Annotated in this window: 22 protein-coding genes and 5 tRNA genes; 16 read left to right on the plus strand and 11 right to left on the minus strand. The window is 55.6% G+C overall.

What is annotated here, in order from left to right; translation table 11 throughout:
- Positions 1-8: 8 nt before the first annotated feature.
- The 5 genes from LMS44_RS15675 to hemA are packed head-to-tail and all read right to left on the minus strand — an operon-like array spanning position 9 to position 4,549.
- Positions 9-764, minus strand: coding sequence for a HesA/MoeB/ThiF family protein (locus tag LMS44_RS15675; RefSeq protein WP_027960057.1), 756 nt, complete (start codon positions 762-764; stop codon positions 9-11).
- A 4-nt stretch (positions 765-768) separates the two neighbouring features.
- The gene (locus LMS44_RS15680) at positions 769-1,269 is read right to left on the minus strand and encodes an Lrp/AsnC ligand binding domain-containing protein (protein ID WP_007113443.1); all 501 of its coding nucleotides are present in this window, start codon (positions 1,267-1,269) and stop codon (positions 769-771) included.
- A gap of 33 nt (positions 1,270-1,302) precedes the next feature.
- The gene (gene prmC, locus LMS44_RS15685) at positions 1,303-2,151 is read right to left on the minus strand and encodes a peptide chain release factor N(5)-glutamine methyltransferase (RefSeq protein WP_027960056.1); all 849 of its coding nucleotides are present in this window, start codon (positions 2,149-2,151) and stop codon (positions 1,303-1,305) included.
- Positions 2,151-3,239 (minus strand): peptide chain release factor 1, encoded by a 1,089-nt coding sequence (gene prfA, locus LMS44_RS15690; protein ID WP_009287574.1) that lies wholly within the window; start codon positions 3,237-3,239, stop codon positions 2,151-2,153. Before prfA ends, prmC begins: the two co-directional genes overlap by 1 nt.
- Positions 3,236-4,549 carry a glutamyl-tRNA reductase gene (gene hemA, locus LMS44_RS15695; protein ID WP_027960055.1) on the minus strand — a complete coding sequence of 438 codons (1,314 nt, stop codon included), beginning with the start codon at positions 4,547-4,549 and terminating at the stop codon, positions 3,236-3,238. The genes prfA and hemA overlap by 4 nt, the downstream gene beginning before the upstream one ends.
- A 289-nt stretch (positions 4,550-4,838) precedes the next feature.
- Here hemA and LMS44_RS15700 point away from each other — a divergent pair, with 289 nt between their 5' ends.
- The 9 genes from LMS44_RS15700 to LMS44_RS15740 all read left to right on the plus strand — a co-directional run bounded on the left by LMS44_RS15700 (position 4,839) and on the right by LMS44_RS15740 (position 12,312).
- Positions 4,839-6,677, plus strand: a complete 1,839-nt coding sequence (locus LMS44_RS15700) for a tetratricopeptide repeat protein (protein ID WP_081742647.1) — start codon at positions 4,839-4,841, stop codon at positions 6,675-6,677.
- 109 nt (positions 6,678-6,786) lie between these two features.
- On the plus strand, positions 6,787-7,449 hold the full coding sequence (gene lolB / locus LMS44_RS15705) for a lipoprotein insertase outer membrane protein LolB (protein ID WP_027960053.1): 663 nt from the start codon (positions 6,787-6,789) through the stop codon (positions 7,447-7,449).
- 14 nt (positions 7,450-7,463) lie between these two features.
- Positions 7,464-8,318, plus strand: coding sequence for a 4-(cytidine 5'-diphospho)-2-C-methyl-D-erythritol kinase (ispE, locus tag LMS44_RS15710; RefSeq protein WP_009287570.1), 855 nt, complete (start codon positions 7,464-7,466; stop codon positions 8,316-8,318).
- A gap of 49 nt (positions 8,319-8,367) precedes the next feature.
- Positions 8,368-8,442 (plus strand) — tRNA-Gln (locus tag LMS44_RS15715).
- 58 nt (positions 8,443-8,500) lie between these two features.
- Positions 8,501-9,442, plus strand: a complete 942-nt coding sequence (locus tag LMS44_RS15720; protein ID WP_009287569.1) for a ribose-phosphate pyrophosphokinase — start codon at positions 8,501-8,503, stop codon at positions 9,440-9,442.
- Between the two features lie 96 nt (positions 9,443-9,538).
- Positions 9,539-10,183 carry a 50S ribosomal protein L25/general stress protein Ctc gene (locus LMS44_RS15725; protein WP_009287568.1) on the plus strand — a complete coding sequence of 215 codons (645 nt, stop codon included), beginning with the start codon at positions 9,539-9,541 and terminating at the stop codon, positions 10,181-10,183.
- A 192-nt stretch (positions 10,184-10,375) separates the two neighbouring features.
- Complete coding sequence (pth, locus tag LMS44_RS15730) at positions 10,376-10,963, plus strand: aminoacyl-tRNA hydrolase (RefSeq protein WP_022522562.1); 588 nt, start codon at positions 10,376-10,378, stop codon at positions 10,961-10,963.
- A 104-nt stretch (positions 10,964-11,067) separates the two neighbouring features.
- Positions 11,068-12,159, plus strand: coding sequence for a redox-regulated ATPase YchF (ychF, locus tag LMS44_RS15735; RefSeq protein ID WP_027960052.1), 1,092 nt, complete (start codon positions 11,068-11,070; stop codon positions 12,157-12,159).
- A 76-nt stretch (positions 12,160-12,235) separates the two neighbouring features.
- Positions 12,236-12,312, plus strand: a tRNA-Met gene (locus tag LMS44_RS15740).
- A 102-nt stretch (positions 12,313-12,414) separates the two neighbouring features.
- Here LMS44_RS15740 and LMS44_RS15745 read toward each other — a convergent pair.
- Entirely contained in the window at positions 12,415-13,719 is a 1,305-nt protein-coding gene (locus tag LMS44_RS15745; RefSeq protein ID WP_027960051.1) for a M18 family aminopeptidase, read from the minus strand.
- A 138-nt stretch (positions 13,720-13,857) separates the two neighbouring features.
- On the opposite strand from LMS44_RS15745, the gene LMS44_RS15750 reads away from it, so the two are divergent.
- Complete coding sequence (locus LMS44_RS15750; RefSeq protein WP_027960050.1) at positions 13,858-15,981, plus strand: carboxy terminal-processing peptidase; 2,124 nt, start codon at positions 13,858-13,860, stop codon at positions 15,979-15,981.
- 92 nt (positions 15,982-16,073) lie between these two features.
- On the opposite strand, the gene LMS44_RS15755 is transcribed toward LMS44_RS15750, so the two are convergent.
- From LMS44_RS15755 to LMS44_RS15770, 4 genes are all read right to left on the minus strand, one after another.
- Entirely contained in the window at positions 16,074-16,439 is a 366-nt protein-coding gene (locus LMS44_RS15755) for a metalloregulator ArsR/SmtB family transcription factor (RefSeq protein WP_022522558.1), read from the minus strand.
- Between the two features lie 162 nt (positions 16,440-16,601).
- Positions 16,602-16,677 (minus strand) — tRNA-Asn (locus LMS44_RS15760).
- A gap of 96 nt (positions 16,678-16,773) precedes the next feature.
- Positions 16,774-16,849: transfer RNA gene (locus LMS44_RS15765), tRNA-Asn, on the minus strand.
- A gap of 93 nt (positions 16,850-16,942) precedes the next feature.
- Positions 16,943-17,018 (minus strand) — tRNA-Asn (locus LMS44_RS15770).
- Positions 17,019-17,216: 198 nt separating this feature from the next.
- Between LMS44_RS15770 and miaB the strand changes: the two genes are divergently transcribed.
- The 5 genes from miaB (at position 17,217) to lnt (ending at position 22,831) form a co-directional block, all read left to right on the plus strand.
- The gene (gene miaB, locus LMS44_RS15775; RefSeq protein ID WP_009288234.1) at positions 17,217-18,560 is read left to right on the plus strand and encodes a tRNA (N6-isopentenyl adenosine(37)-C2)-methylthiotransferase MiaB; all 1,344 of its coding nucleotides are present in this window, start codon (positions 17,217-17,219) and stop codon (positions 18,558-18,560) included.
- A gap of 85 nt (positions 18,561-18,645) precedes the next feature.
- Complete coding sequence (locus LMS44_RS15780; RefSeq protein ID WP_009288233.1) at positions 18,646-19,725, plus strand: PhoH family protein; 1,080 nt, start codon at positions 18,646-18,648, stop codon at positions 19,723-19,725.
- The gene (gene ybeY, locus LMS44_RS15785) at positions 19,722-20,207 is read left to right on the plus strand and encodes an rRNA maturation RNase YbeY (RefSeq protein WP_009288232.1); all 486 of its coding nucleotides are present in this window, start codon (positions 19,722-19,724) and stop codon (positions 20,205-20,207) included. Before LMS44_RS15780 ends, ybeY begins: the two co-directional genes overlap by 4 nt.
- A gap of 179 nt (positions 20,208-20,386) precedes the next feature.
- A complete protein-coding gene (locus tag LMS44_RS15790; RefSeq protein ID WP_009288231.1) occupies positions 20,387-21,286 on the plus strand; it encodes a CorC family transporter in 900 nt (299 codons plus the stop codon).
- A 63-nt stretch (positions 21,287-21,349) separates the two neighbouring features.
- The gene (gene lnt / locus LMS44_RS15795; RefSeq protein WP_342584859.1) at positions 21,350-22,831 is read left to right on the plus strand and encodes an apolipoprotein N-acyltransferase; all 1,482 of its coding nucleotides are present in this window, start codon (positions 21,350-21,352) and stop codon (positions 22,829-22,831) included.
- Between the two features lie 129 nt (positions 22,832-22,960).
- Here lnt and LMS44_RS15800 read toward each other — a convergent pair whose 3' ends face one another.
- On the minus strand, positions 22,961-24,022 hold the full coding sequence (locus LMS44_RS15800) for an NAD(P)-dependent alcohol dehydrogenase (RefSeq protein WP_009288229.1): 1,062 nt from the start codon (positions 24,020-24,022) through the stop codon (positions 22,961-22,963).
- A gap of 220 nt (positions 24,023-24,242) precedes the next feature.
- Between LMS44_RS15800 and LMS44_RS15805 the strand changes: the two genes are divergently transcribed.
- Positions 24,243-25,136: an AraC family transcriptional regulator gene (locus tag LMS44_RS15805; RefSeq protein WP_159177099.1), complete on the plus strand. Its 894-nt coding sequence runs from the start codon at positions 24,243-24,245 to the stop codon at positions 25,134-25,136.
- Positions 25,137-25,150: the final 14 nt, after the last annotated feature.

Here is a 25,150-nt window from a genome sequence, read left to right on the forward strand (position 1 = left end):
TCAGCACATCAGAGGCGCTGAGCGCACACTGGGCAAGCGGGATCGCGAGGCACTAGGAAGTGCCGCCATTGGCCGCTTAAACCATCAAAGGTAGAGAGGCCTTGGTGGGCAGAACCTGCGCCACTAAGCAGCTTAAAGGCTTCAACCGCCTGAAAGCAGCCGATCAAGCCCACCAGTGGCGCCATGACGCCACTTTCTGAGCAGCTTAGCGCTTCATCGCCACTTTCGTCGGGCGGATAGAGGCAGGCGTAGCAGGGACACTCGGCATTGCGTGGGTCAAAGACTGCCAACTGACCTGAAAAGCGAATTGCCGCACCCGATACCAGCGGCACACCTGCTTTTTGGGACGCCGCATTCACCGCATAGCGGCTTGAGAAACGGTCGGTACAGTCGAGCACCACATCCGCCGAAGCGACTAACCGCTCAAGCGATTCGCCTTCAACATGTTGGTCTAACGCAACCACTTGGCAGTGGGGATTGAGTGCGCACATGCTGGCCTGGGCAGAGTGCGCTTTATTTAAACCAATACTGGACTGCTGATGGGCAATTTGCCGTTGAAGATTGGAAAGCTCGACATGATCGGCATCGGCAATGGTGATGCGCCCGACCCCAGCAGCAGCTAAATAGAGCGCTGCCGGAGAGCCCAAACCGCCGGCCCCAATAATCACTACATGGGCAGATTGCAGGCGCTCTTGGCCCTCGAAATCCACCTCGGGCAGCATGATCTGACGGCTATAGCGCAGCAGCGCCTGGTCATCCATCATCGGCTTACTTATCCTCAAATTCCTCAAAGGCAGGAATGTGTAAATTGAAGCTCTCTTTGACCTCTTCCATCACCACGTAGCTTTTCGACTCTTTCACGCCCGGTAGCGTTAACACCACATCGCCCAATAGCTGGCGATAAGCGGCCATTTCGGGAATGCGGCACTTCAAGATGTAGTCGAACTGCCCCGAGACAAGGTGGCACTCCTGAATCTGCGGTAACTTCTCCACAGCACGGCGAAACTCATCAAAGACCGCTGGCGACTGCGTTTCTAAGCTGATCTCGACAAAAACTAATAAATTGGCCTTCAAAGCCCGCGGATCAAGAATGGCTTGGTAACCACGAATAATACCCGCTTTCTCCAAACGCTTAACGCGTTCAAGGCAAGGGGTTGTGGATAAACCCACTTCCGAAGCTAAATCGACGTAAGAAATACGCGCATTTTCCTGCAAGCAGCGCAGGATTTTAAGGTCGATACGGTCCAGCGTTCTATTTTTTGGTTTCATGGCAGGATCCAATACTGATGAATCAGGCAGTTATTAAAGGTGCCCCAGGGTAACCCGTTCATGCCCCCCCAGGTCACGAGCACTTTCAACGTTTTTATAGCCAGCGCGCTCAAGCGCCTCACGCACCATTTCGGCCTGTTTATAGCCGTGCTCTAGCAGCAACCAACCAGAAGCCGCTAGATAGCGCTGCGCGGAGTTTACCAAATGCAGCAAATCCGCCATGCCGCAGGCGTTAGCAACCAGCGCTGAGCGTGGCTCAAAACGCACATCGCCTTCGGCTAGATGAGGATCATCGGCGGCAATATACGGGGGATTACTGACGATAATATCGAACTGCTTATCTGCATCCGCACACGTTTCCAAAGCAGCAAACCAATCACTCTGTAAAAACCTAGCATTGGATATGCCTAACGAGCGCGCGTTACGGGTTGCCAACGCGACCGCCTCAAAGCGCAGATCCACCCCCACTACCTGCCAGTGAGGTTGTTCGCTGGCAAATGCCAGGGCAATGGCACCCGTTCCCGTGCCAAGATCGAGCAGCCGGCCTGAGGGGAGCGTCGCCCGCTTTAGGGCAAGCTCAACCAGGGTTTCAGTATCAGGCCTGGGTATCAACGTATCAGGTGAGGTGGCTAAGCGCAGCCCCCAAAATTCGCGTTCCCCGGTAAGGTAGGCAACCGGAGTGCCCTGGGAACGTGCAGCGATGAGCGCATCGAAACGGGCCTGCTCCCATAAGGAGCATATTTTATCGCCCCAGGTGTAGAGCCAAGTGCGATCACGCCCGAGCACGTGGCATAACAGCACTTCAGCGTCGATACGCGGCGAGCTGGAACCCGCCGCCTGCAAACGTTGGGCAGCCTGTTTCAACAGCGCATCAAGGGTCATTAGACATCCTGAAGGGCTGAGAGCTGTTCCGCTTGATACTCGTGAATCAGCGGGCTAATCACGTCATCCAACTGCTCGCCGCTGACCACTTCATTGAGTTTATAAAGCGTCAAATTAATGCGATGGTCGGTAATCCGCCCCTGAGGGAAATTATAGGTGCGGATACGCTCACTGCGATCCCCCGAACCCACTAGAGAACGGCGTGCATCTGCTTGCGTCTGACGCTGGCTATCGACGGCGTTACGCTTCAACTTCGCGGCCAGTAGCGACATCGCTTTGGCACGGTTTTTATGCTGACTGCGCTCTTCCTGACACTCCACCACCACGCCGGTAGGCAGGTGAGTAATGCGGATCGCAGAGTCCGTGGTGTTAACGTGCTGACCACCGGCGCCGCTGGAGCGGTAGGTATCCACGCGCAGATCCGAAGGATTGATATCGATATCGCCCACGTCATCGACTTCAGGCATCACTGCGACGGTGCAAGCAGAGGTGTGAATGCGGCCCTGGGACTCGGTCGCAGGGACGCGCTGTACGCGGTGGGCGCCGGATTCAAATTTCAGCTGGGCGTAAACACCATCGCCTTTGACGCGGGAAATGATCTCTTTGTAGCCGCCCTGCTCGCCATGACTGGCGCTCACCACCTCGACCCGCCAACCACGTTTTTCAGCGTAGCGGGAGTACATGCGAAACAGGTCACCGGCAAAAATTGCCGCTTCGTCGCCGCCGGTACCAGCACGCACTTCCAGAAACACCCCACGGCCATCATCAGGGTCTTTAGGCACCAGCAGGCGCTTCAGCTCGATATCCAGCTCGGCTAACCGCTCCCGCCCTTCGCTTAGCTCCATCTCCGCCAACTCGCGCATGTCCGCGTCGCTATCGCGGCTAAGCTGCTCGGCTTCGTGCATATTGGTTTCAATATCACGATAGCGCTGCCAGGCCGCCACCAGCTCCTCTAACTCAGCATACTCACGCGAATAATCGCGAAAGCGTTGCTGGTTATTGATCACGTCGGGATCCGACAGCAGCATCGCCAGCTCTTCAAAGCGTTCGGTAAAGCTGTCTAAGCGTTGGCGCAGAGTCTCTTTCATGCGGGCGTATCATCCTTCTGGCGGTTAACCGGGGGCGCTGGTGTAGTCTCAAAAGCAGGCTTAGTGGGCAACAGCAGGCGCGGAGCGGCGTTGAGCAAATCGTGGTGCTCTTCAGACGCAGCATCGCGTATGGCCTGGGTGGGCTGGTGGAGCAAACGGTTAGTCAATTGATGCGCCAAGCGCTCAATGACTTTAGCCGGATCTTCACCTCGTGCCAGCCGCTCCAACGCTTGGTCGCGGGAAAGATCGCGCAGCGCTTCACCATGCTGGCGGTAGTCGCGGATCAGTTCACCACCATTACGAATACGCTGCTCATGCTGCCAACTACCCACCCCGTGTTCGATCAGCGACTCGGCTTGGTCAGCGGCAACCTGGCGGTGACGGCGATTTTCCTGGATGACCTCTTCCAAGTCATCCACGGTGTAAAGAAACACATCCGCTAATTCGCCCACTTCAGGCTCAATATCCCGAGGCACCGCGATATCGACCATAAATACCGGCCGATGGCGACGTTTTTTGAGCGCGCGCTCAACCATGCCTTTACCAAGTATAGGCAGCGGGGACGCGGTGGAAGAGATCACAATATCGGCGTTCTCGAGAGCGTCAGGAATCTCTTGCAGGGTGATCGCCGTTCCTCCCAGAGGGCCGGCGACCAACTCAGCGCGTTCTCGGGTGCGGTTAGCAACCGTAAGCTCTCGAACACCCGCCTCATTTAGATGGCGCGCAACTAATTCAATAGTTTCACCAGCGCCGATGAGCAGCGCCCGAGAACGGCTAAAGTCATCGAAAATGCGGCTGGCCATGCTGACGGCAGCGTAAGCCACTGAAACGGGGTTTTTACCGATGCCGGTTTCGGTGCGCACCTGCTTGGCCACCGCGAAGGTGTGCTGGAATAAGCGTTCAAGCTCGCCACCCAAGCCCTTGGATTGGCGCGCCTGCTGATAGGCATCCTTCAACTGCCCCAGAATCTGCGGCTCGCCCAGCACCATGGAATCCAGGCCAACCGCTACGCGCATTAAATGGCGCGCTGCATCGTTGTCTAGATAGTGGTAGGCACAGCGCATCAGCTCATCGACGCGTAAGTTATGAAAGCGTCCGAGCCAATTGAGTACTGCCTGCTCGCCAGCCGCATCCGTGACACAGTAAAGCTCCGTGCGGTTGCAGGTAGAGAGCACCGCCGCTTCACTGATTTGTGGCAGGTTACGCAATTCAGCCAATGCGGTTTCAAGCTGCGTTGGCGTAAAAGCCACCTGCTCACGCACGGCCACGCTGGCGGTACGATGATTTATTCCCAGGGCAAGAAGCGTCATGCGTTATGCGTCTTCGCTAGTGTGTCGGACTTTTTGGCAGCCGTCGTGATGATAAGCGGCTGCACCGTCAATTAGGGCTTGCTAAAACAAGTCTTTAGCGTGGTTCGGCGCTGCCTACAAATATCTGTAAGCTGCCTACAATGGTCTTTAATAAGTAGGCATAAAGTTTGCTGACCACTTTTTCAAGGAGGAACATTCTATCACAGCAGGCTATCATCTGGCCCACACCACTTTGCCGCAGGCAGGCAAGCCGCTATGCTGGGCATCTGGCCACTTAATCGAGAGACGCATGCGACCTCGCTTTTCTTTATTGGGCCCTGGTTTAAAGGGCTCTACCTGTTCGGGCTTCTCACTAGTGAGCGCTATGTTCCGGCATTCGATGCGATTACCTTTGGCCGCTTCTGCTGCTCTGCTGCTGAGCGCCTGCCAATCTACGCCCAGCCCTCAGGATAGCCACCTCGGCACCTGGGCCGATGACCCAATGCGCAATGCGCCGCCAATAACCCGCGGGCTGGATGCCGCGGGGCTCAGTACGCTGCTGGGCGCTGAGCTTGCTGGCCAGCGTGGCGACTATCGCTACGCGAGCCAGGGCTACCTGGAAGCGGCTAAGCGCTATCGCGAGCCAGCGCTTGCTGAACGCGCCACCTTCGCGGCCCGCTTTGGCGATGAAGCTTCATTAGTCGAAGCCTCGGCACTTCGCTGGCGAGAGCTTGCCCCCCAGGCAGAAGCACCCAATCGTCTGCTGGCGGCCTTTTCACTGCAGCGTGGTGATTGGCTCGACAGCCTTGAACAGCGCATTGCGATTGCTGAAGCTGGCGGCCATGGCGATATCACCGCCTTTGCAGAGATCGCGGTGGCTGAAGAGGCACCATTAACGTTGATCGCCCAGCAGCTGCGTGAGCATTTAGCCCGCCCAAACACTGACCAACTGCCCCATCACAGCGATGTACTGTTGGGCACGGCACTGATTGAGGCTGCCCTGGGTGATACAACGCTTGCCCAGCGGCGGCTTGATCAAGTCGAGTTGCTCGACCCCGAATCTGCTGCGTTATGGTTGGTGAAAGCTCGCTTGGCACTGGAGGTTGAGGATTACCCGGCCGCTCAACGCGCTGCCCAACAGGGCCTTGAACTCGCCCCTGACGATGTGCGGTTTATCCTGCTACTGGCTCAAGCAGAAATCCGCCTTAACAATATTAGCGCGGCTGAAGTGCAAACCAACGCTCTGCTAGAGAGCCATGCAGGCAATGAAGATCTGCGCTTATCGCTAGCCCAGCTTTATCTGGAAGAGGGGCACCCCGAACCCGCGCAACGCTTGCTGCAGCCGCTGATTGGCCAACCTAACGTGCCAGATTTAGCCTATTACCTACTTGGCGCCATCACCCAAGAGCAAGGCGATATCGATAATGCGCTGCTCTATTATCGCCAAGTCAGCGAGGGCAGTGAATTTTTGCCCGCTCGCGCGGCGGCCGCGCAAATGCTGATTGAGGAAGATCGTCTGCTGGATGCTCGCGCCTTCCTACGCATTGAACGGATGCGCTTTGATAATTACTTTACTGAATTGGTGATGCTCGAAGTCCAGTTGCTGGACGAAATAAATCAACCTGCGGACGCTGATGCGCTATTAGACCGCGAAATTAGCCGTACACCTGATGACGCATCGCTGCTTTATATGCGTGCCATGCGGCGTTGGGAAGCAGGCGACATCGCGGGCATGGAGCAGGATTTGCGTCAGATACTGCGCACCGACCCAGACAATGCCGAAGCGCTCAATGCGCTGGGCTACACACTGGCCGACCTTAACTTGCCAGGGCGCTTGCAAGAGGCGTTTGAGCTGATTGAGCGTGCCTACGAGGCTGATCCGGACAACCCTGCCGTGCTCGATAGCATGGGCTGGGTCTACTTCCGCCTTGGCGAACCTGAAGAAGCGCTGCCCTGGCTTGAAAGCGCCTATATGCAGCTACCTGACCAGGAGGTCGCTGCGCATCTGGCCGAAGTGCTAAATGCACTGGGGCGTGATGAAGAAGCGCGCCAGTTGATCCAGCAAATCATGCAGCGGACGAACCAACACCCACTGATCGACGGGCTACTCGAGCGTTATCCTGAGCTAAGCCCTGAGCTCAGTCCTTAAATAAGTCCTGAACTAACGCCGCCAGAGGCACCCTAACCCTGCGAACCCCATTTTAAGCGCCCCCATCATGTTACCCTTGCGCTATAACCACCTGACATGGAGCCTGTTTATGTTGACACTGACGTCCCCCTCGCCCCGCTGGCCATTGACACGTCACACTTCGCGCCTCTGGCTTGCCGGCTTCGCGCTTCTCTTGCTCGCCGGCTGTGCCTCCCAGGCTCCCATAGATGAAAGTGGCCGCCAGGCAGGTCAGTGGGAACGCCAGCAGGCCGATGTAGAAGCATTCGATACCTGGACGCTGGTCGGCAAGGCAGGATTGCGCACCCCAGAAGAGAACGTCAGCGCCAACCTGGACTGGAATCAAACCCCCTACTATTTCCGTATGCTGATCAGCGGGCCCTTTGGCGGCGGACGCAACGTGCTTGAGGGGCGCGAGGGACGTTTCTCCCTCTCCAATAGCGACGGCCGCTTTGAGGCAGAAACCCCAGAAGCGCTTATGGAAGAGCAGTTGGGCTGGTCACTCCCCGTCACCGCTATGCCCAACTGGGTGCGCGGCCTGCCCGGTGATCCTGATAATGACAATACCGGCAGTTATCAGCTAGAAACCGACGAACTGGGCTTTCCTAGCCATCTTACCCAAGACGGCTGGGAAATCGACTACCGCGACTGGGAGAAAGTCGACGATTTATGGCTGCCACGGCGCATGGTCATGCACTACGATGATGTGCGTATTACGCTGGTCGTCAACCAGTGGCAAGCTAGCGAAGAGTAAAGGTAACCGTTTCAATGAACGCGCCATTAACGCTTCCCGCGCCGGCCAAGCTTAACCGCATGCTGCATATAGTGGGCCGTCGTGAAGACGGCTACCACGCACTGCAAACGCTATTTCAGTTTATCGACCTGTGCGACCACCTTACGTTGGCCCCCCGCGATGACGGGGAAATTCAGTTAACCAGTGAGGTTAGCGGCGTTAGCCACGATGACAATTTGATCGTACGCGCCGCACGGTTATTGCAACAGCATAGCGGCACTGCACTAGGCGCTACGCTTACGATCGATAAGCAGTTGCCGATGGGAGGCGGTTTAGGGGGTGGCAGTTCCAACGCAGCCACCGCATTAGTGGGGCTCAACCACCTCTGGCAGCTCAATCTACCGTTAGTCGAACTAGCTCGCCTGGGGCTTCAGCTGGGGGCCGATGTGCCGGTATTCGTACATGGCCATAGCGCCTGGGGCGAAGGCGTTGGCGAACGGCTTACCCCGGTGACGCTTGATACCCCTTGGTTTGTGATTATTCACCCGGGTATTAGTGTGTCTACGTCAGGCGTCTTCCAAGACCCGCAATTGACACGTGACAGCCGCCCCATTACTATGGCGCGCGCACTGCAGGGGGGAGCGCCGGAGTGGCGCAATGACTGTGAGGCCGTGGTAAAGGAACGCTATCCGCCAATTGCGGAAGCCCTGAACTGGCTTGCACAGCACGCACCTAGTCGGTTGACCGGCACGGGGGCTTGTCTATTTGCTGCTTTCGATACACAGCAATCGGCACAAGCAATCGCGCAATTAGCGGGACAACATTGGCCGGCATGGGTAGCACGCGGACTCAACACCTCTCCCCTACATGATGCTCTGGGCTATTTATAGTTCCGCTCTGGGCAGCTAAAAGCGCCCGGTCAGTGCGTTAGGTTATTGCTGGGGTATCGCCAAGTGGTAAGGCACCGGTTTTTGGTATCGGCATTCCCAGGTTCGAATCCTGGTACCCCAGCCAACCCAACAATGGCCTGCGTTTTTTCCCCTGATCCCCAACACTGCAAAGGTGGCTGCGCGTGTCAAAATTGATGGTTTTCGCCGGGAACGCCAATCCCGCACTCGCTCAAAAAATTGCCGAGAGCTTAGACAGCCGTATGGGTAACGCTACGGTGGGTCAATTCAGCGACGGCGAAATCGCAGTCGAGATCAATGAGAACGTGCGCGGTAAGGATGTCTTCATTCTACAATCCACCTGTGCACCGACAAACGACAATCTGATGGAGTTGATCCTGATGGTCGACGCACTGCGTCGCGCCTCGGCAACTCGCATCACGGCAGTACTTCCCTACTTTGGTTATGCTCGCCAGGATCGCCGCGTGCGCTCCGCACGGGTACCGATTTCCGCCAAAGTAGTGGCGGACATGATGGTTAAAGCAGGCGTTGACCGCGTGATGACCATGGATCTACATGCTGATCAGATCCAGGGCTTCTTTGATGTTCCTGTCGACAACGTCTACGGCTCTCCCATTCTGCTGGATGATATCGAGCGTCAGAATTACAGCGACCTCGTCGTTGTTTCCCCTGACGTGGGCGGCGTTGTTCGCGCCCGTGCCATCGCCAAACAGCTGAATGCCGATCTCGCCATTATCGATAAGCGTCGCCCTCAGGCCAACCAGGCCCAGGTGATGCATATCATCGGCGAGATTGAGGGCCGCACCTGTGTCGTAGTCGACGACATGATCGACACCGCAGGCACGCTGTGTAAAGCCGGTGAAGCGTTAAAAGATCACGGCGCCAAGCGCGTGGTGGCCTATGCGACACACCCGATCCTGTCCGGCCCTGCGGTCGATAATATTACCAACTCCGTACTGGATGAAGTGGTGGTGACCGACACCATCCCGCTATCTGACGTTGCCCGTCGTAGCGGAAAAATTCGCCAGTTGAGCGTTGCTGGACTGATCGCAGAAGCGATTCGCCGGGTCAGCAACGAAGAATCTGTCAGCGCGATGTTCCACTAATCCGCTGACGATACAGCCCCCTTTTGGGGCCACGGAAACGTCGTCGTCTGGTCGCGGTCGGCGGCGTCTTCCTTACTTAAACTAAGAGGCAATTCCATGTCTGATTTTATCCTGAAAGCCAGCGTTCGTAACGACCTGGGGAAAGGTGCGAGCCGCCGCCTGCGTCGTGCGAACCAGCAAGTGCCGGCCGTTGTATACGGTGGCGAAAAAGGTGCGCAGTCCATCGCTGTTGAAAAAACCGCTTTCTACAAAGCGATTGAAGATGAGTCTTTCTTCTCTTCCGTCATCAAACTGATGATCGAAGGTAAAGAAGAGCAAGTCGTTGTTCGTGACCTGCAGCGTCACCCTTTCAAGCCGCTGCTGACCCACGCCGACTTCCTGCGCGTTGATGCGACTCACGAAATCACCATCAACGTGCCACTGCACGTGACGGGCGAAGAGAAGTGTGTCGGTATCAAAGACCAAGGCGGCGAACTGCACGTACTGGCCAACGAAGTGGCGATCAGCTGCTTGCCGAAAGACCTGCCTGACTTTATCGAAGTCGACATCGCTGCCGTTGAGCTTGGCACGACACTGCACCTGTCTGACCTTACCCTACCGGCCGGCGTCACCTCAGTTGACCTGTCCCACGGTGAAGAGCACGACAATGCAGTACTCAGCATCACGAAAGTAAAAGTGCGTGCTGATGCAGAAGATGAAGATGGTGAAAGCGAAGGCGAAGAAGACAGCAGCGCCGAGTAAGTATCCCGTTAAGCATCTTATGGGGGCCATGCCTGCATGGCCCTTGTGATGCTGACACGATGTTAGAATCAAGCGCCTCGGCGCTTGATTTTTTTTAGGGCCGTCGCTGGCGCGGCGTCAACCATGTTTTCTGGATTGTTTTAGTCTTCTGGATAGTTTTGGTCTTCTGAATATTTTGTGCGAGGTGGGAAGATGAGCCAGGTAACAGCCATTATTGGATTAGGCAACCCCGGAGCGGAATATGAAGCCACGCGCCATAACGCCGGTTTCTGGCTGGTAGAGGCTATTGCGCAGAGCGCCCATGCAGAGCTACGACCGGAAAAGAAATTTTTCGGCCACTACGCCAAGGTACGCCTAGGCGACCATGAACTGCACCTGCTCAACCCTGCCACCTTTATGAATCGCAGTGGCGCCGCGGTGGCAGCCTTGTGCCAGTTTTTCAAACTTGCCCCTGAAAACCTACTGGTCGCCCACGACGAGCTCGACCTCCCCCCCGGCCAAGCACGCTACAAAACCGGTGGCGGGCATGGAGGCCACAATGGCCTGCGCGATATTATTAGCGCACTAGGCGGCCAGAAGCAGTTTCACCGGGTACGAATTGGCATTGGTCACCCCGGCGAGGCGCGCCAAGTCACTAATTATGTACTGGGGCGTCCCGGCAAGGCCGAACACGAGGCCATTGTTCGCGCCATGGACGAGTGTGTCACCACCCTACCGCTAGCACTCGCGGGAGACTGGGCCAAAGCCATGAACCAGCTGCACAGCCTCAAGCCAGCATAGACGCCGCCAAAAGCTGTTAAGTTACGCCGGTAGCTGATGGCTAGCGCATCTCGTAGAATGGCGATTACTTTTACGCCCTACCACCTTATTCTCAGGAACATTTTATGGGTTTCAATTGCGGCATCGTCGGCCTGCCTAACGTCGGCAAGTCCACACTATTCAATGCACTGACCAAATCAGGCATCGATGCAGAAAACTTCCCCTTCTGTACCATTGAGCCGAACGTGGGTATCGTGCCGATGCCGGATCCGCGCCTTGATAAGCTCGCCGAGATCGTCAAGCCGCAAAAAGTACTGCCGACCACCATGGAGTTCGTCGACATTGCTGGCTTGGTCGCCGGGGCCTCCAAAGGTGAGGGCTTAGGCAACAAGTTTCTGGCTAACATTCGTGAAACCCAGGCGATTGCCCATGTGGTGCGCTGCTTCGATAACGACAACGTTATCCACGTAGCCAACCAGGTCGACCCGCGCGCCGATATCGAAACGATCAATTTAGAGCTGGCGCTGGCCGACCTGGATACTGTCGAAAAAGCCAGCCAGCGTCTGGTTCGTTCGGTGAAAGGCGGTGATAAAGAGGCCATTGCCACTAAGACGATTCTTGATCGTATTCAGCCCCACGTTGCGGAAGGCTTACCGCTACGCAGCTTTGGCTTAAGCGAGGAAGAGCAGCGCCAGGTGAAGAGCTTCGGCTTTTTGACTCTGAAACCGACCATGTACATCGCCAACGTCAATGAAGATGGTTTTGAGAACAATCCTTACCTGGATATTGTTAACGAAATCGCCGCTGAAGAAGGCGCTCTTGTGGTGCCTGTTTGCAATCAGCTGGAAGCCGAAATTGCCGAGCTGGATGATGAAGAGCGCTCGATGTTCTTAAGTGAGATGGGCATGGATGAACCAGGCCTTGATCGTGTCATTCGCGCGGGCTACTCACTGCTGGGTCTGCAAACCTACTTCACTGCCGGTGTTAAAGAAGTGCGCGCCTGGACAGTGAAAGAAGGCGCAACAGCCCCCGAAGCCGCTGGCGTGATTCACACCGACTTCCAGAAAGGCTTTATCCGTGCAGAAGTAGTTGCCTATGAGGACTTCGTATCGTTAGGCGGCGAGCAGGCAGCCAAAGACGCCGGAAAATGGCGCCTGGAAGGCAAAGAGTACATTGTCAAAGATGGCGATGTGGTGCACTTCCGCTTTAATGTGTAAGCGGCAACACCCATACGACCAGCAATAAAACATTGACTGAAGGCGGGGTTATCAGTATCATTCGCCCCCGTTGAAAGGCTACGTAGCTCAGCTGGTTAGAGCACATCACTCATAATGATGGGGTCCCCTGTTCAAATCAGGGCGTAGCCACCAAGCATATTAAAGGCCCGCTAATTTTATTAGCGGGCCTTTTTGTGTTGCCAATTTGTGTTGCCAAGCCGTTATTGCTAAGCAAAACTCAGCTATTTACTTGGACTAGCTTAACGCAGGACGGTTTAGAAATAGCGTTAGGGCGCGGGTTAGATACTCGACATCTTTAGTACCCGCGGTTTCCCGAATCGAATGCATCGCCCATTGAGGCACCCCCACATCAATAGTGGGCACACCCAGCTCGGTGGCGGTAATCGGGCCAATCGTACTGCCACAGCCCATATCCGCCCGGGTAACAAACGACTGCACGGGTACGTCAGCCTCACGACAGACATCGCGAAACAGCGCACCAGTGACACTATTGGTGGCGTAACGCTGGCTGGAGTTCACCTTGATGACCGGGCCACCATTAATCGCTGGACCATGGCGCTCATCGTGCTTGTCGCGAAAGTTAGGATGCAGTGCGTGGGCATTATCGCAAGAAATCATCAGCGACGACTGAATCAGTTGAATCAGCGACTCGTCGTCTCCCTTGCCCACCTGGCCATTAATGCGCTTTAGCACATCCGCCAAGAATGGGCCTTGGGCACCACAGGCACTGGCACTGCCGACTTCCTCGTGATCGTTGGCCACCAACAAAGCGCCTTGACTGCCATCGCAAGCCAAGAGTGCCTCTAAACCGATGAAGCAGGAGAGCAAGTTATCCAACCGGGCGCTGGCCACCAGTTCTTGCTTAACACCGACCAGGGACGGTGGCTGAACATCGTAAAAGCCTAATTCAAAGTCCACTACTTCCACTGCACGCAGGCCGTGCTGCTCTTCTAACCACTGCGCCACTAGCTCGCCTAGCGTAGCCGTATCGCTCTGCATCAATACTGGCGCCATTTGCGTCTGCGGGTTAATCGGCCGTCCTGCGTTGACATCACGATCCAGGTGAATCGCCAGGCTCGGCACCATGGCAATTGCCTGATCGACATTAAGCAATACGCTTTCCAAGCGACCATCGGCATGGCGCACATGCACACGCCCTGCCAGCCCCAGGTCACGGTCAAACCACGGCGCCAACAAAACACCGCCATACACCTGCACTCCCAACTGTAGCCAGCCTGCAGAGCACTGCGTGGCGTTAGGCTTTAGATGCAGCCCAGGGCTATCGGTGTGGGCACCGATCATACGCAGCGCCGTCACTTCAGACTCAGGCAACTGAAAAGCAATAATCGCCGAATCATTACGGGTGACATAGTAGCGCTTGCCCGGGGTTAGCTGCCAATTGGCCTTCTCTTCCAGCCGCTGAAAACCAGCTTGCTCCAATCGCTCAGCCATATTGCCTGCAGCGTGCCACGGGGTCGGTGATTGGCGCAGAAAATCGCATAACCGCGTTAAACGATCAGCGTTGAAAGTCTCGGACATGGAAATCCTCATAACAGTAATGATTGAGTCTCATCGCGCAGGCGACCTGCTACAATACCCCTTCGACCTACGCAACTCATGGGTCATATGCGAGTCTAGGGAAGAATGAGTGTACACAAATCCGGGAGAGCTTGACTGATGAGCTTGTTTGCAACGCTTTCGCGTTCGGTCGCCCTGGCTGTCATGCTGGTTGTTACCAGCCCAGCCGCCTTGGCGCAACTTGAGCCGACCGACGAACAACGCCAGGCGGCAGTGGAAATTGCGGACTCGCTCCGCTACGGCCATTATGCTGATATTACATTTGATGAAGCGTGGTCGCAGGATGCTTTCCAACGCTATTTGGATATTCTGGACGGCCAGCGCGCCTACCTGCTGCGCAGTGATATCGAGCCCTATCGTCACTTAGAGACGGGCATGGCAGACGCTCTTTTCAATGGTGAGCTGGATGATGCGTTTGATCTCTATAACACCTTTAGTGATCGGCAACGGTCGCGCCTTGAGTCTTTGTTGGCAAAGCTGGACGAAGGCCTTGATTTCGATTTTGAAAGCAACGAGCGTTTAGAAATTGATCGTGAAGAGGCGCCCTGGGCATCCCGGCAAAGCGAGCTTGACGAGCTATGGCGCAAGCGGCTTAAAAACGACGCCTTAACGCTCGCCCTGACCGATCAGGATAGCGAACAGATTGAAGACAACCTGCGCCAGCGCTATGAAGGCCAACTAACGCGGCTGGAGCAAACCGAGTCTGAAGATGTATTTGGCGTACTGATGGCAGCCGTTACTAGCAGTATCGACCCACATACTGGCTACCTCTCCCCTCGCCAGGGCGAATCCTTCGATATTCAGATGAGCCTCTCCCTTGAGGGCATTGGCGCCCTACTTCAGTCCGATGGTGAATATGTCAAAGTTTCCAGCCTTGTGCCCGGCGGCCCAGCGGAGCGCGCCGGCGTACTTGAGCCAGCGGATCGTATCATCGCCGTAGGCCAGGAAGAGGGTGAGATGGTCAATGTGGTCGGCATGCGCCTGGACAACGTGGTGGATCTGATTCGTGGCCCCAAAGGCTCCGTTGTTCGCTTGGACGTGGTACCTGCCCAAGCGGTGGATATGACCCGCTCGCAAACCGTTGAGATTACCCGTGACACCGTTAGCCTTGAAGACCAAGCCGCCCATGGCGAAGTGATTGAAGTCGAGCGTGATGGAGAACCTCACCGCTTAGGGGTGATTAACATCCCGACGTTCTACGTCGATTTTGACGCCTGGCAAGCGGGTGAAGAGGAGTATCGCAGCACTACTCGCGATGTTGCCAAAGAAGTCGAACGCCTTAAAGAAGAGGGCGTGGAAGGTATCGTGCTTGACCTACGCAACAACGGCGGCGGTGCGCTCCAGGAAGCCAACTCGCTTATTGGCCTGTTTATCGACCGCGGCCCCACCGTACAAGTGCGCGATGCCCAGGGGCGCATTCAACTGTATGGCGACAGCGAAGCAGGGACACTTTATGACGGCCCGCTAGGGGTGCTGGTGAATCGCCTCTCCGCCTCTGCCTCTGAGATTTTTGCCGGTGCGATTCAGGATTATGGTCGCGGTTTAGTATTGGGCACGCCGACGTTTGGCAAAGGCACCGTGCAGACGCTCAACGAGCTGAGCCATGGTCAGATCAAACTGACTCGCGCCAAGTTCTACCGCATTTCTGGCGACAGCACCCAGAACCGCGGCGTTGAGCCGGACATCGACTTCCCCAGCCTGATTGACCCCGAGCGGATTGGTGAGAGCAGCCTGGATAATGCCCTGGCCTGGGACACCGTTCAGAACGTCCAGTATCGCCGCTATGGCGAACCTGAAACCATGCTGGATAAACTGATAGCCCAGCACGACGCACGCGCCCAGGACAACGCCAACTTCCGCTATTTAGAGCGTCAGTCCACGCTGGCCCGCCAGTTACGCGAGCAGCATACCAGCGTGAGCCTAAATCGCGAGCAGCGTAAGCGTGAAATGGAAGCCCAGGAAGCCGAGCAGCTTTCGCTGGAAAACCAACGCCGCCGAGCACTGGGCCTTGAAGAACTGGATGAGTGGATGGATGCTCGTACGGATGCCACCGAAAGCGTCACAGAAGGAATTGAGGACGCAGAGGCAACCCAAGACAGTGAAGGGGAAAGCGACGAAGATGACGCACTGGCTGTTGATCGCGCCTATGTGCTCGAATCGGCTGAAATCCTGCTCGACTACGCCCGCCTGCAAGACACTCAGCGGTTAGCCGCAAAGCGCTAAGTACGCCGAGTTAAAATAAGCTAGTTAAAAAAACGCCGCCCCTTCGCAAGGGGCGGCGTTTTGGTTTTAACGTTTTGGCTTTAACCCTGGTTTCAACAGAGCGCCGCCAGGCGGGCTGGCCGGTCACCCATTTTGGTTAAGCGCCGAGTCAGCGCAGCTAACTGGGCGGCACTGCCCTGGCCACCCGCGCGAATCACCTCATGAGCCCAGGCAGGCAACTGGGGGGCAAGCCGGTAATAGACCCACTGCCCCTCACGCTGATCACTCAGCAACCCACACTGACGCAGCTGAGCCAAATGACGCGATACTTTAGGCTGGGACTCCTGCAGCGCATAAGTCATTTCGCACACGCAAAGCTCCTGCTCTTGAGCCACCAGCAGCACCAGCATCAAACGCGTCTCATCGCTTAAACATTTAAACACCTGCAAGGCTTGCGGTGTATTCACTTTGCCCACCATAAACTTCCCAGACTGATTGACTATGTGTAGTTTACGCCACAAGAACCGTTAGCAGTAAGCACCACGCGAATGCGCGGCATTCAGGCACAGAAAAACACCCAGATGCCATTAAGCAGCGGGTATTAAAGAAACAGTGAGACTTAGACTAACAGGGGGATTAAATGGCTCCTCGAGCAGGACTCGAACCTGCGACCCAATGATTAACAGTCATTTGCTCTACCAACTGAGCTATCGAGGAACAGTGCACTACCTGTTATATGAAGATATCCCCGTATCAGCATATCTTAAACAGCTAGCTAATGCGCAGTACCTGTGAAGTACTGATGTGATAACTTGGCTCCTCGAGCAGGACTCGAACCTGCGACCCAATGATTAACAGTCATTTGCTCTACCAACTGAGCTATCGAGGAACATCTTAAGCTATTTTTTCATAAGCGCTGTCTTTTCAAACGCTATCGTGTTTAAAGCGAAACCAAAATTGCTAATAACTTCCAGCAATTGATTGGCTCCTCGAGCAGGACTCGAACCTGCGACCCAATGATTAACAGTCATTTGCTCTACCAACTGAGCTATCGAGGAACTGCTCAAACACGGTGCGTAGTATACCCATAGAATCGTGAGGGTCAAGTATCGATTATGGATGAACGCTAGCCGCTGGTTTCTTGTATCCGTATAATGCGCCAACTAACGATAGCGGTTCGGGCACCATCATTGCCGACCGCACGACGACACTCCATTCATCCTCGTCCCCCGACGACTCATAGATGACAGGTACCGATGGCGAAGAAGCTCTTCATCAAAACGCACGGCTGCCAAATGAACGAGTACGACTCCTCCCGCATGGCGGATCTACTCGGCGAATCTCACCAGCTCGAACTCACTGATAATGAGCGTGAAGCCGATGTCATTCTGTTAAACACCTGCTCGATTCGCGAAAAAGCGCAGGAAAAAGTTTTTCATCAGCTGGGACGCTGGAAAAAACTTAAAGACGCCAATCCCAACCTGGTGATTGGCGTGGGCGGCTGCGTGGCAAGCCAGGAAGGCGAAGCCATTCGCAAGCGCGCGCCTCACGTGGACATGGTGTTCGGGCCGCAAACCCTGCACCGCGTACCCTCAATGCTGGATGCCCGTGGCAATAATCAGATTGCGGCGGTAGATGTCACCTTTCCAGAGATCGAAAAATTCGACCACCTGCCCAAGCCCTCTTCTGATGGCGCAACGGCGTTTGTGTCGATCATGGAAGGTTGCTCAAAGTACTGCACCTTCTGCGTGGTGCCCTACACCCGCGGTGAAGAAGTCTCGCGCCCCTTTGAGGCGGTAATGGATGAAGTCATTCACCTTTCCGACCAGGGCGTGCGCGAGATCAACCTGTTGGGCCAGAACGTCAATGCCTACCGCGGTGAAAACCAGCTTGGCGATGAAATCGACCTGGCCGAACTGATTGCCTGCGTTGCGGCGGTTGAGGGCATTGACCGCATCCGCTTTACCACCTCACACCCGGTGGAGTTTACCGACAGCCTAGTTGACGCCTTTGCCGATATCCCTGAGCTGGTGAGCCACCTTCACCTGCCGGTACAGTCGGGTTCAGACCGTATTCTTACTGCCATGAAGCGCGGGCATACGGCGGCCGAATACATTGAAAAGATGGAGCGCATCCGCGCCAACCGCCCGGACATCAGCTTCTCTTCTGACTTCATCATCGGCTTCCCTGGCGAAACAGAAGAAGATTTTGAAGCGACGATGAATTTAATTCATCAAATCGGCTTCGATCATTCGTTCAGCTTCGTTTACTCCGCACGCCCCGGCACACCTGCTTCTGGCCTGCCGGATGAAACACCGGAGAGTGTCAAAAAGCAGCGTCTGGCGATTCTGCAGGAGCGGATCATTCAGCAAACCGCGCAAATTAGCCGCCGCATGGTCGGCAGCACACAGCGTGTACTGGTTAACGGCTTTTCGCCCCGCGACCCCGGCCAGCTCTCAGGGCGTACCGAGAATAACCGAGTGGTTAACTTCCGCGCTGCCAACCCCACCGAACTAATCGGCTACTTTGTCGATGTAGAGATCACCGAGGCATTTCCCAATTCGCTACGCGGTGAGCTTGCCTCACCCGAGCGCTATTGATCGTTCACTTATCACAGATCATTGCCCCGCTTCTGGCGGGGCAGTAAGCTGAACGATACACACACTAACGAGGGGTTTCCCACTCTTGAGCCAGCCAACACCTCAGGCCAATCGCATCATCACCTTAAGCCTTGAACCCAATGATCCGCAGCGCCTTGCTAGCCTTTGCGGCCAGCAGGACGAGCATTTGAAGCTGATTGAAAGCCGCCTAGATGTGACGCTGCGCAACCGGGGCAATGTGTTCCAACTGGCGGGCCCAGCCAACCGCATCAAAGCAGCGGCGAACGTGTTGGAACACCTCTATCGCGAAACAGCGGCGAGCGAACTTGAGGCCGACACTGTGCACCTGTTCCTGCAAGAGTCTGGGCTTGAAGCGCTGGAAGAGGAAGCTGACGGCGTCGGCAGCAGCGATGAAGTGATCATGCGCACCCCACGCACCATGATCAAACCGCGCGGGCTCAACCAGCAGCGCTACGTATCCAGTATCCGCGAACACGATATCAATTTCGGCATTGGCCCTGCGGGTACCGGTAAAACCTACCTCGCTGTTGCCGCCGCGGTTGAGGCACTCAACCAACAGGAAGTACGCCGCATCCTGCTCGTGCGCCCGGCGGTGGAAGCGGGTGAAAAACTTGGCTTCTTGCCCGGCGACCTGGCCCAGAAAATCGATCCCTACCTGCGGCCCCTTTACGATGCCCTGTATGAAATGATTGGCTTCGAGCAGGTGGCAAAACTGATTGAGCGTCAGGTGATTGAGATTGCCCCGCTGGCCTATATGCGTGGCCGCACACTCAATAACTCCTACATCATTCTGGATGAGAGCCAGAACACCACCCCGGAGCAGATGAAAATGTTCCTGACCCGGATTGGCTTTGGCTCCACCGCCGTGATTACCGGCGACGTGACCCAGGTCGATCTCCCCAAAGGCCAGCGTTCAGGGCTGATTCAGGTGCTCGACGTGTTGAAAGACACTCAAGGCATCGGCGTCACCCACTTTGCCGCCAAGGATGTGGTACGCCACCCGCTGGTACAGCGCATTATCGAAGCCTACGATATGTTCGAATCCCAGCAGGAAGTGGAAGAGCGTGCTCGCCGCGAGGCACGCCAGCAAGAGCGTGACGCACGTATGCAGGCACGCGAAGACGCATGGGATAGTTCGCGATGAGCGAGGCCATTGAAGTCATCGTTGATCGTCAGGCGGCGATTGACGAACCACTGCTACCCAGCCTGCCACAGCTCACCCAATGGGTGGGCTGTGTGTTTGCCCACCACCCTGACGATCAGCGTCTTGAAGTGACTATTCGCTTTGTGGATGAGCTTGAAAGCCAAACGCTCAACCGTGATTACCGCGGCAAAGACAAAACCACCAACGTGCTGTCATTCCCTTTTGAGAGCCCGCCAGGTGTGGATTTACCGTTACTCGGCGACCTGGTGATTTGCCATGCCGTGGTGGCCAAAGAAGCCAACGAGCAAAACAAGTCGATCGAGCACCACTACGCCCATATGGTCGTGCATGGCATCTTGCATTTAATGGGCTACGATCATATTGATGATCACGAGGCCGAGGAAATGGAGCAGTTTGAGCGCGAGCTGTTAGCCGAGCTAAGCATTCCTGATCCGTATGCTGACAGCCCCCCCGCTCAATAGGGAACACGCTTAGCCCCTTACCTCTTTATTATTTAGCGGTGAGTGCGTTAAATCACGTAACAACTAATCTGGTACTATCCCCCGTTTCAGTGATAAAACAGCTACCTGACGACATGGTTTATATAACGATGTCGTCAACGAGATAGCAACTGTCTGCCCGCAAACGAGAGAATTGACGCATGAGCGAAGACCGATCGAGCAACCCCAATCAAAAATCCTGGCTCGAGAAACTCTTTGGCGCCCTTTCCGGAGACAATGACGAACCCAGCTCACGCGATGAGCTGATGACGTTTTTACGCCATACCGCAGGGAAATTAAAGCTGGATCAAGACGCCATTATGATCATCGAAGGGGCGCTTGATATCAGCGATCAGCAGGTTCGTGAAGTGCTAATACCTCGCTCCCAGGTCTCAGCCATCGCTCTGGATCAAACCAGCGACGGCTACCTACCACTGATTCAGGAAACCGGCCACTCCCGCTACCCGGTGATTGGCGAAAATCTGGACGATGTAAAAGGCATTCTGCTGGTAAAAGATTTACTCCCCCTGCTCTCCCAGACACAGGCCCAGCGTGATGCGTTCAAGTTAGATGACATTTTGCGCCCCGCGATGTTTATCCCTGAATCAAAACGGCTAAACAGCCTACTCAAAGAGTTTCGGGATACCCACAATCACATGGCAGTGGTGGTGGATGAATACGGCGGCACCGCGGGCATTATCACCATCGAAGATATTCTTGAGCAGATCGTTGGCGACATCGAAGATGAGCACGATACCGATGAAGAGGACGATATCCGCGAAATAGAGAATGGCCGCTACGCCATTCGCGCACTGACCCCCATCGAAGATTTCAACGAACGCTTTGACACCGAGTTCTCTGACGATGAGTTCGATACCGTTGGCGGCCTGGTAATGCAGCAGTTTGGCCATCTACCGCGGCGCGGTGAACACACCATTCTGGGCGGCTGGCGGTTTGTGATTCTCAATGCCGACACCCGACGCATCCGTCTACTCGAAGCCTATCGCGACACCCGCCGCGATGACGAAGAGGATGATGACCAGGAGAACAAGCCAGCCTAGGCGCTTGTTGTCGCGCTGTTTTCTCTCCACTCCCTCGCACTTTACCGTAGATAGGTTATCGCTATGGGTTTACCCCCCGCGTTTTTGTTACAGCTGCTTGCCGCCCTGGTGGCGGGCGGTTTCACCACCCTAACGGCTTCCCCTTTTGAGCTTTGGTGGCTTGGCCCGGTGGCCATTGGCTTACTCTATGTGGGCCTGCACACTTTAACCCCCGCCCAGGCGGCCCTGAAGGGCTGGTTATACGGTGTGGCACTGTTCGCCAGCGGCACCTCTTGGGTGTATGTCTCTATCCACGACTATGGCTACACCGGTGTACCGCTAGCTGTTTTCCTAACAGCGCTGTTTGTGACGATTCTGGCGCTGTTTTTTGCCGGCACTTTCTGGCTCTACCGGCGCTTCACCTCCGCCCGGCTTGCGTTTATCAGCTTTGCTGGCGCCTGGGTACTGGGCGAGGTGCTACGCACCTACTTGTTTACCGGCTTTCCCTGGCTGTTGCTGGGCTCTGGCTACGTCGACTCGCCGCTGGCTGCCTGGGCACCCGTTGGCGGCGTCTACCTGCTCTCGCTGCTGGTCGCACTTAGCGGTGCGCTTGGCGCTGAACTACTGCTGCGCCGTCAGTGGTGGACACTTGCGCCACTGGCGGCTATTTGGCTAATTCCCTTGGCACTCCCCCATCAGTGGACCACGCCTGTGGACGAGCCCACGCGCGTGGCACTGCTACAGGGCAACCTGCCGCAGTTGCTGAAGTGGACGCCCGAAGGGCAGCGCACGGCGGCGAATACCTATAGCAACCTCACCCGCGAAGTCGCCGATGAGGTTGACCTGATCATCTGGCCAGAAACCGCGCTGCCAATGATGGAGACCCAGGCTCGCCCGGTGCTGGAGCGGGTGCAAGCGAACCTACCGCCCGACGTCGCTCTGCTCACCGGCATCGTTCAGCGCGACGAGCAGGAGCGTTACTTCAATAGCGTGATTGGCGTCGGCGACGTAGAGGGCAGCTACCAGAAAGAACACCTGGTGCCTTTTGGTGAGTACCTGCCGCTGGAGAGTGTACTCCGCGGGGCGATTGATTTTTTTGACCTGCCCATGTCGACCTTTACCAAAGGTGAGCATGAGCAAACACCGATGCAGGCCACCGGGATTCATATTGGTAACGCTATTTGCTATGAGATCATCTACCCACAGCTAGTCGCCCGCCGAGCCCAAGACAGCGGTGTCATCATGACGGTGTCTAACGACACCTGGTTTGGCGCCTCAATTGGCCCCCACCAGCATCTGCAGATGGCACGCCTACGCGCGCTAGAGAATGGACGCTATGTGATCCGCGCCACCAGCAATGGCATTACCGCTATTATCGATTCCAGTGGGCGCATTGTTGAACGCGCGCCGCAGTTTGAGACAACCACGCTCACCGGTGAGTTTTACGCCATGGAGGGTCTAACGCCTTTCACCCGCTTGGGTAGCTGGCCAGCTTGGCTGTTAGCAGGCTTGATGCTCTTGCCCGGCGTGGTGGCAGCAAGAGTCACACGCCAACCACGAAGTTGAAACGCCTCAGGCGCTAAAGTGGCTAGCTAGAAAAACGGCCCGAGTCCTCTGCAGGACTCGGGCCGTTTTGTTTTGCTCCAGCTAGCTACCTACCTGAGTGGATAGATAGGCAGCTAGACAATCCGTTATTTAGGCTGCACTGTTTTTTAGCGTGGCCATATCAATCACGAAACGATAGCGCACATCGCCTTTTTCCATGCGCTCAAAACCTTCGTTAATGTTATTGATATCGAGCATCTCGATATCACAGGTAATGCCCTGATCGGCGCACAGCTTGAGCAGCTCTTCAGTCTCCGCAATGCCACCAATTAGTGAACCGGCAACCACACGACGCTTAAAGACCAAATTGAACGCTTCAATAGCAGGCTCAATAGGCTCTAACAAGCCGACAATGATATGGGTACCGTCATACTTCAACGACGTTAGGTAGGGGTTTAGATCGTGTTGGACAGGTACAGTGTCGAGCATGAAATCAAAGGTTTCAGCCACGGCATCCATTTGTGCCTGGTCGCTGGAAACCACCACGTGGTCTGCACCGTTACGCTTCGCTTCTTCAACCTTGGCGTCGGAACGGGTGAACACCGTGACTTCAGCGCCCAACGCTTTGGCCAATTTAACGCCCATGTGGCCTAAGCCACCCATACCGATCACACCGACTTTATGGCCTTTGCCCACGCCGTGATGCTTGAGCGGTGAGTAAGTCGTTACACCGGCGCATAGAATCGGCGCCGCTGAGGCCAGATCAATACCATCAGGCATCTGTAGCACGAAGTGCTCGCTCACCACGATGGAATCGGAGTAGCCACCCTGGGTTAGGGTGCCATCCTGGCGGTCTTCGCTGCCGTAGGTCATGGTGAAGCCTTCCAGGCAGTACTGCTCTACGCCGTCCTTACAGGCAGCACAGGTACGGCATGAATCGACCATGCAACCGACACCCACCAGGTCACCGGCTTTAAAACGCGATACTTTATCGCCCACAGAGGTCACGCGTCCGACAATCTCATGGCCAGGTACAACGGGATACTGGCTCATGCCCCAGTCATTGCGAGCAAAATGCAGATCGCTGTGGCAGACACCACAGTAGAGAATTTCGATGGCGACGTCATCGGGGCGCGGCTGGCGACGATCAAAAGTAAACGGTGCTAAGGGCTTATCGGCAGCGAATGCGGCGTAGGATAATGCTTGGCTCATCGGTGAAACTCCTTATCAGCAAAAGACTGCCATATAAATCAGCAGACATTTCCCCGCATGCGAGGTATGCCGATAGTATTCGCCTAATCAGTGATGATAGCGATGAACGAAGCTACGTCATTTTTGCCAAATACTCCGATAACACGTAATAAAATAACAAAAAATTGGCATAAATCATTATGATTATGCAAATTCCACTAGAAACCTAAGAGAAATCCTCATGACCTCCACCGCTCAGGCTGGCAATACGCTGGCTGCCGTTATCGCACCACTGGTTAAAAGCGACGGAATCAATAGCACATCACTGCCCGGCGTGTCGTTACTCTGTTTAAGCCGCCACCAGATTCGCACACCGCTGATCTATGAGCCAAGCCTGACCATCATTGCCCAGGGGCGTAAAATGGGTTATCTGGGTGATCGCGAAATCTATTACGACCCCGGCCACTACTTAGTCCAAACGTTGCCACTGCCCTTTGAGTGCGAAACCTACGGCTCGCCGGAAGCCCCTTTGCTGGGTATATCGGTGCGCCTGGATCCGGCACTATTAAGCGAGATGGTGACAGCTATGGGCGATACCGGTCATCACGCCCAGGCACCGCTGCCAATGGCCTCGGTGGCCATGACAGAGGGCATGCAGGACGCCGTATTGCGCTTGGCGCGCACGCTAAACGTAGCGGTAGAGTGCAGCGCCATGGGCAACGCCCGCATTCGTGACGTGGTGTTTGAAGCGCTGAAGGGAGAACAGGGGCCTGCTTTACGGGCGTTGGTATTAGGGCACGGTAATTACTCACGTATTGTGCAGGTGCTGTCTAAGCTCCACACCCATTTTGCCGACGACTTTAGCGTGGAGCAGTTGGCAGCACAGGCCCATATGAGCCCCTCGACTTTTCACCAGCACTTTAAGCAAATTACCCGCTCATCACCGGCTCAGTACTTAAAGCGGTTGCGCCTAATCAAAGCGCAGCAGTTGCTGCTGCAGGATAATCACAACGTTAATCAGGCCGCTGCGGCGGTGGGTTACCGCAGCGTGCCTCAGTTTAGCCGTGACTATAAGCGCTACTTTGGCGAGCCCCCGCTTCAGCATCGCCGCCAGGAGCAAGCGTTACGCGCTTAAAACGAGATTTAATG

It is taken from the genome of Halomonas profundus, assembly GCF_020865425.1.
Classification (GTDB): domain Bacteria; phylum Pseudomonadota; class Gammaproteobacteria; order Pseudomonadales; family Halomonadaceae; genus Vreelandella; species Vreelandella titanicae.

What these genes read in the sequence shown, in the direction of transcription:
- LMS44_RS15790 (WP_009288231.1), top strand. Translation starts at nt 20,387, where the DNA reads ATGAGCGAAGACCGATCGAGCAACCCCAATCAAAAATCCTGGCTCGAG.
- LMS44_RS15680 (WP_007113443.1), bottom strand. Translation starts at nt 1,269, where the DNA reads ATGAAACCAAAAAATAGAACGCTGGACCGTATCGACCTTAAAATCCTG.
- ychF (WP_027960052.1), top strand. Translation starts at nt 11,068, where the DNA reads ATGGGTTTCAATTGCGGCATCGTCGGCCTGCCTAACGTCGGCAAGTCC.
- LMS44_RS15750 (WP_027960050.1), top strand. Translation starts at nt 13,858, where the DNA reads ATGAGCTTGTTTGCAACGCTTTCGCGTTCGGTCGCCCTGGCTGTCATG.
- hemA (WP_027960055.1), bottom strand. Translation starts at nt 4,549, where the DNA reads ATGACGCTTCTTGCCCTGGGAATAAATCATCGTACCGCCAGCGTGGCC.
- LMS44_RS15755 (WP_022522558.1), bottom strand. Translation starts at nt 16,439, where the DNA reads ATGGTGGGCAAAGTGAATACACCGCAAGCCTTGCAGGTGTTTAAATGT.
- LMS44_RS15805 (WP_159177099.1), top strand. Translation starts at nt 24,243, where the DNA reads ATGACCTCCACCGCTCAGGCTGGCAATACGCTGGCTGCCGTTATCGCA.
- prmC (WP_027960056.1), bottom strand. Translation starts at nt 2,151, where the DNA reads ATGACCCTTGATGCGCTGTTGAAACAGGCTGCCCAACGTTTGCAGGCG.
- prfA (WP_009287574.1), bottom strand. Translation starts at nt 3,239, where the DNA reads ATGAAAGAGACTCTGCGCCAACGCTTAGACAGCTTTACCGAACGCTTT.
- lnt (WP_342584859.1), top strand. Translation starts at nt 21,350, where the DNA reads ATGGGTTTACCCCCCGCGTTTTTGTTACAGCTGCTTGCCGCCCTGGTG.
- LMS44_RS15675 (WP_027960057.1), bottom strand. Translation starts at nt 764, where the DNA reads ATGATGGATGACCAGGCGCTGCTGCGCTATAGCCGTCAGATCATGCTG.
- miaB (WP_009288234.1), top strand. Translation starts at nt 17,217, where the DNA reads ATGGCGAAGAAGCTCTTCATCAAAACGCACGGCTGCCAAATGAACGAG.
- LMS44_RS15745 (WP_027960051.1), bottom strand. Translation starts at nt 13,719, where the DNA reads ATGTCCGAGACTTTCAACGCTGATCGTTTAACGCGGTTATGCGATTTT.
- LMS44_RS15725 (WP_009287568.1), top strand. Translation starts at nt 9,539, where the DNA reads ATGTCTGATTTTATCCTGAAAGCCAGCGTTCGTAACGACCTGGGGAAA.
- LMS44_RS15800 (WP_009288229.1), bottom strand. Translation starts at nt 24,022, where the DNA reads ATGAGCCAAGCATTATCCTACGCCGCATTCGCTGCCGATAAGCCCTTA.
- pth (WP_022522562.1), top strand. Translation starts at nt 10,376, where the DNA reads ATGAGCCAGGTAACAGCCATTATTGGATTAGGCAACCCCGGAGCGGAA.
- lolB (WP_027960053.1), top strand. Translation starts at nt 6,787, where the DNA reads ATGTTGACACTGACGTCCCCCTCGCCCCGCTGGCCATTGACACGTCAC.
- ispE (WP_009287570.1), top strand. Translation starts at nt 7,464, where the DNA reads ATGAACGCGCCATTAACGCTTCCCGCGCCGGCCAAGCTTAACCGCATG.
- ybeY (WP_009288232.1), top strand. Translation starts at nt 19,722, where the DNA reads ATGAGCGAGGCCATTGAAGTCATCGTTGATCGTCAGGCGGCGATTGAC.
- LMS44_RS15700 (WP_081742647.1), top strand. Translation starts at nt 4,839, where the DNA reads ATGCGACCTCGCTTTTCTTTATTGGGCCCTGGTTTAAAGGGCTCTACC.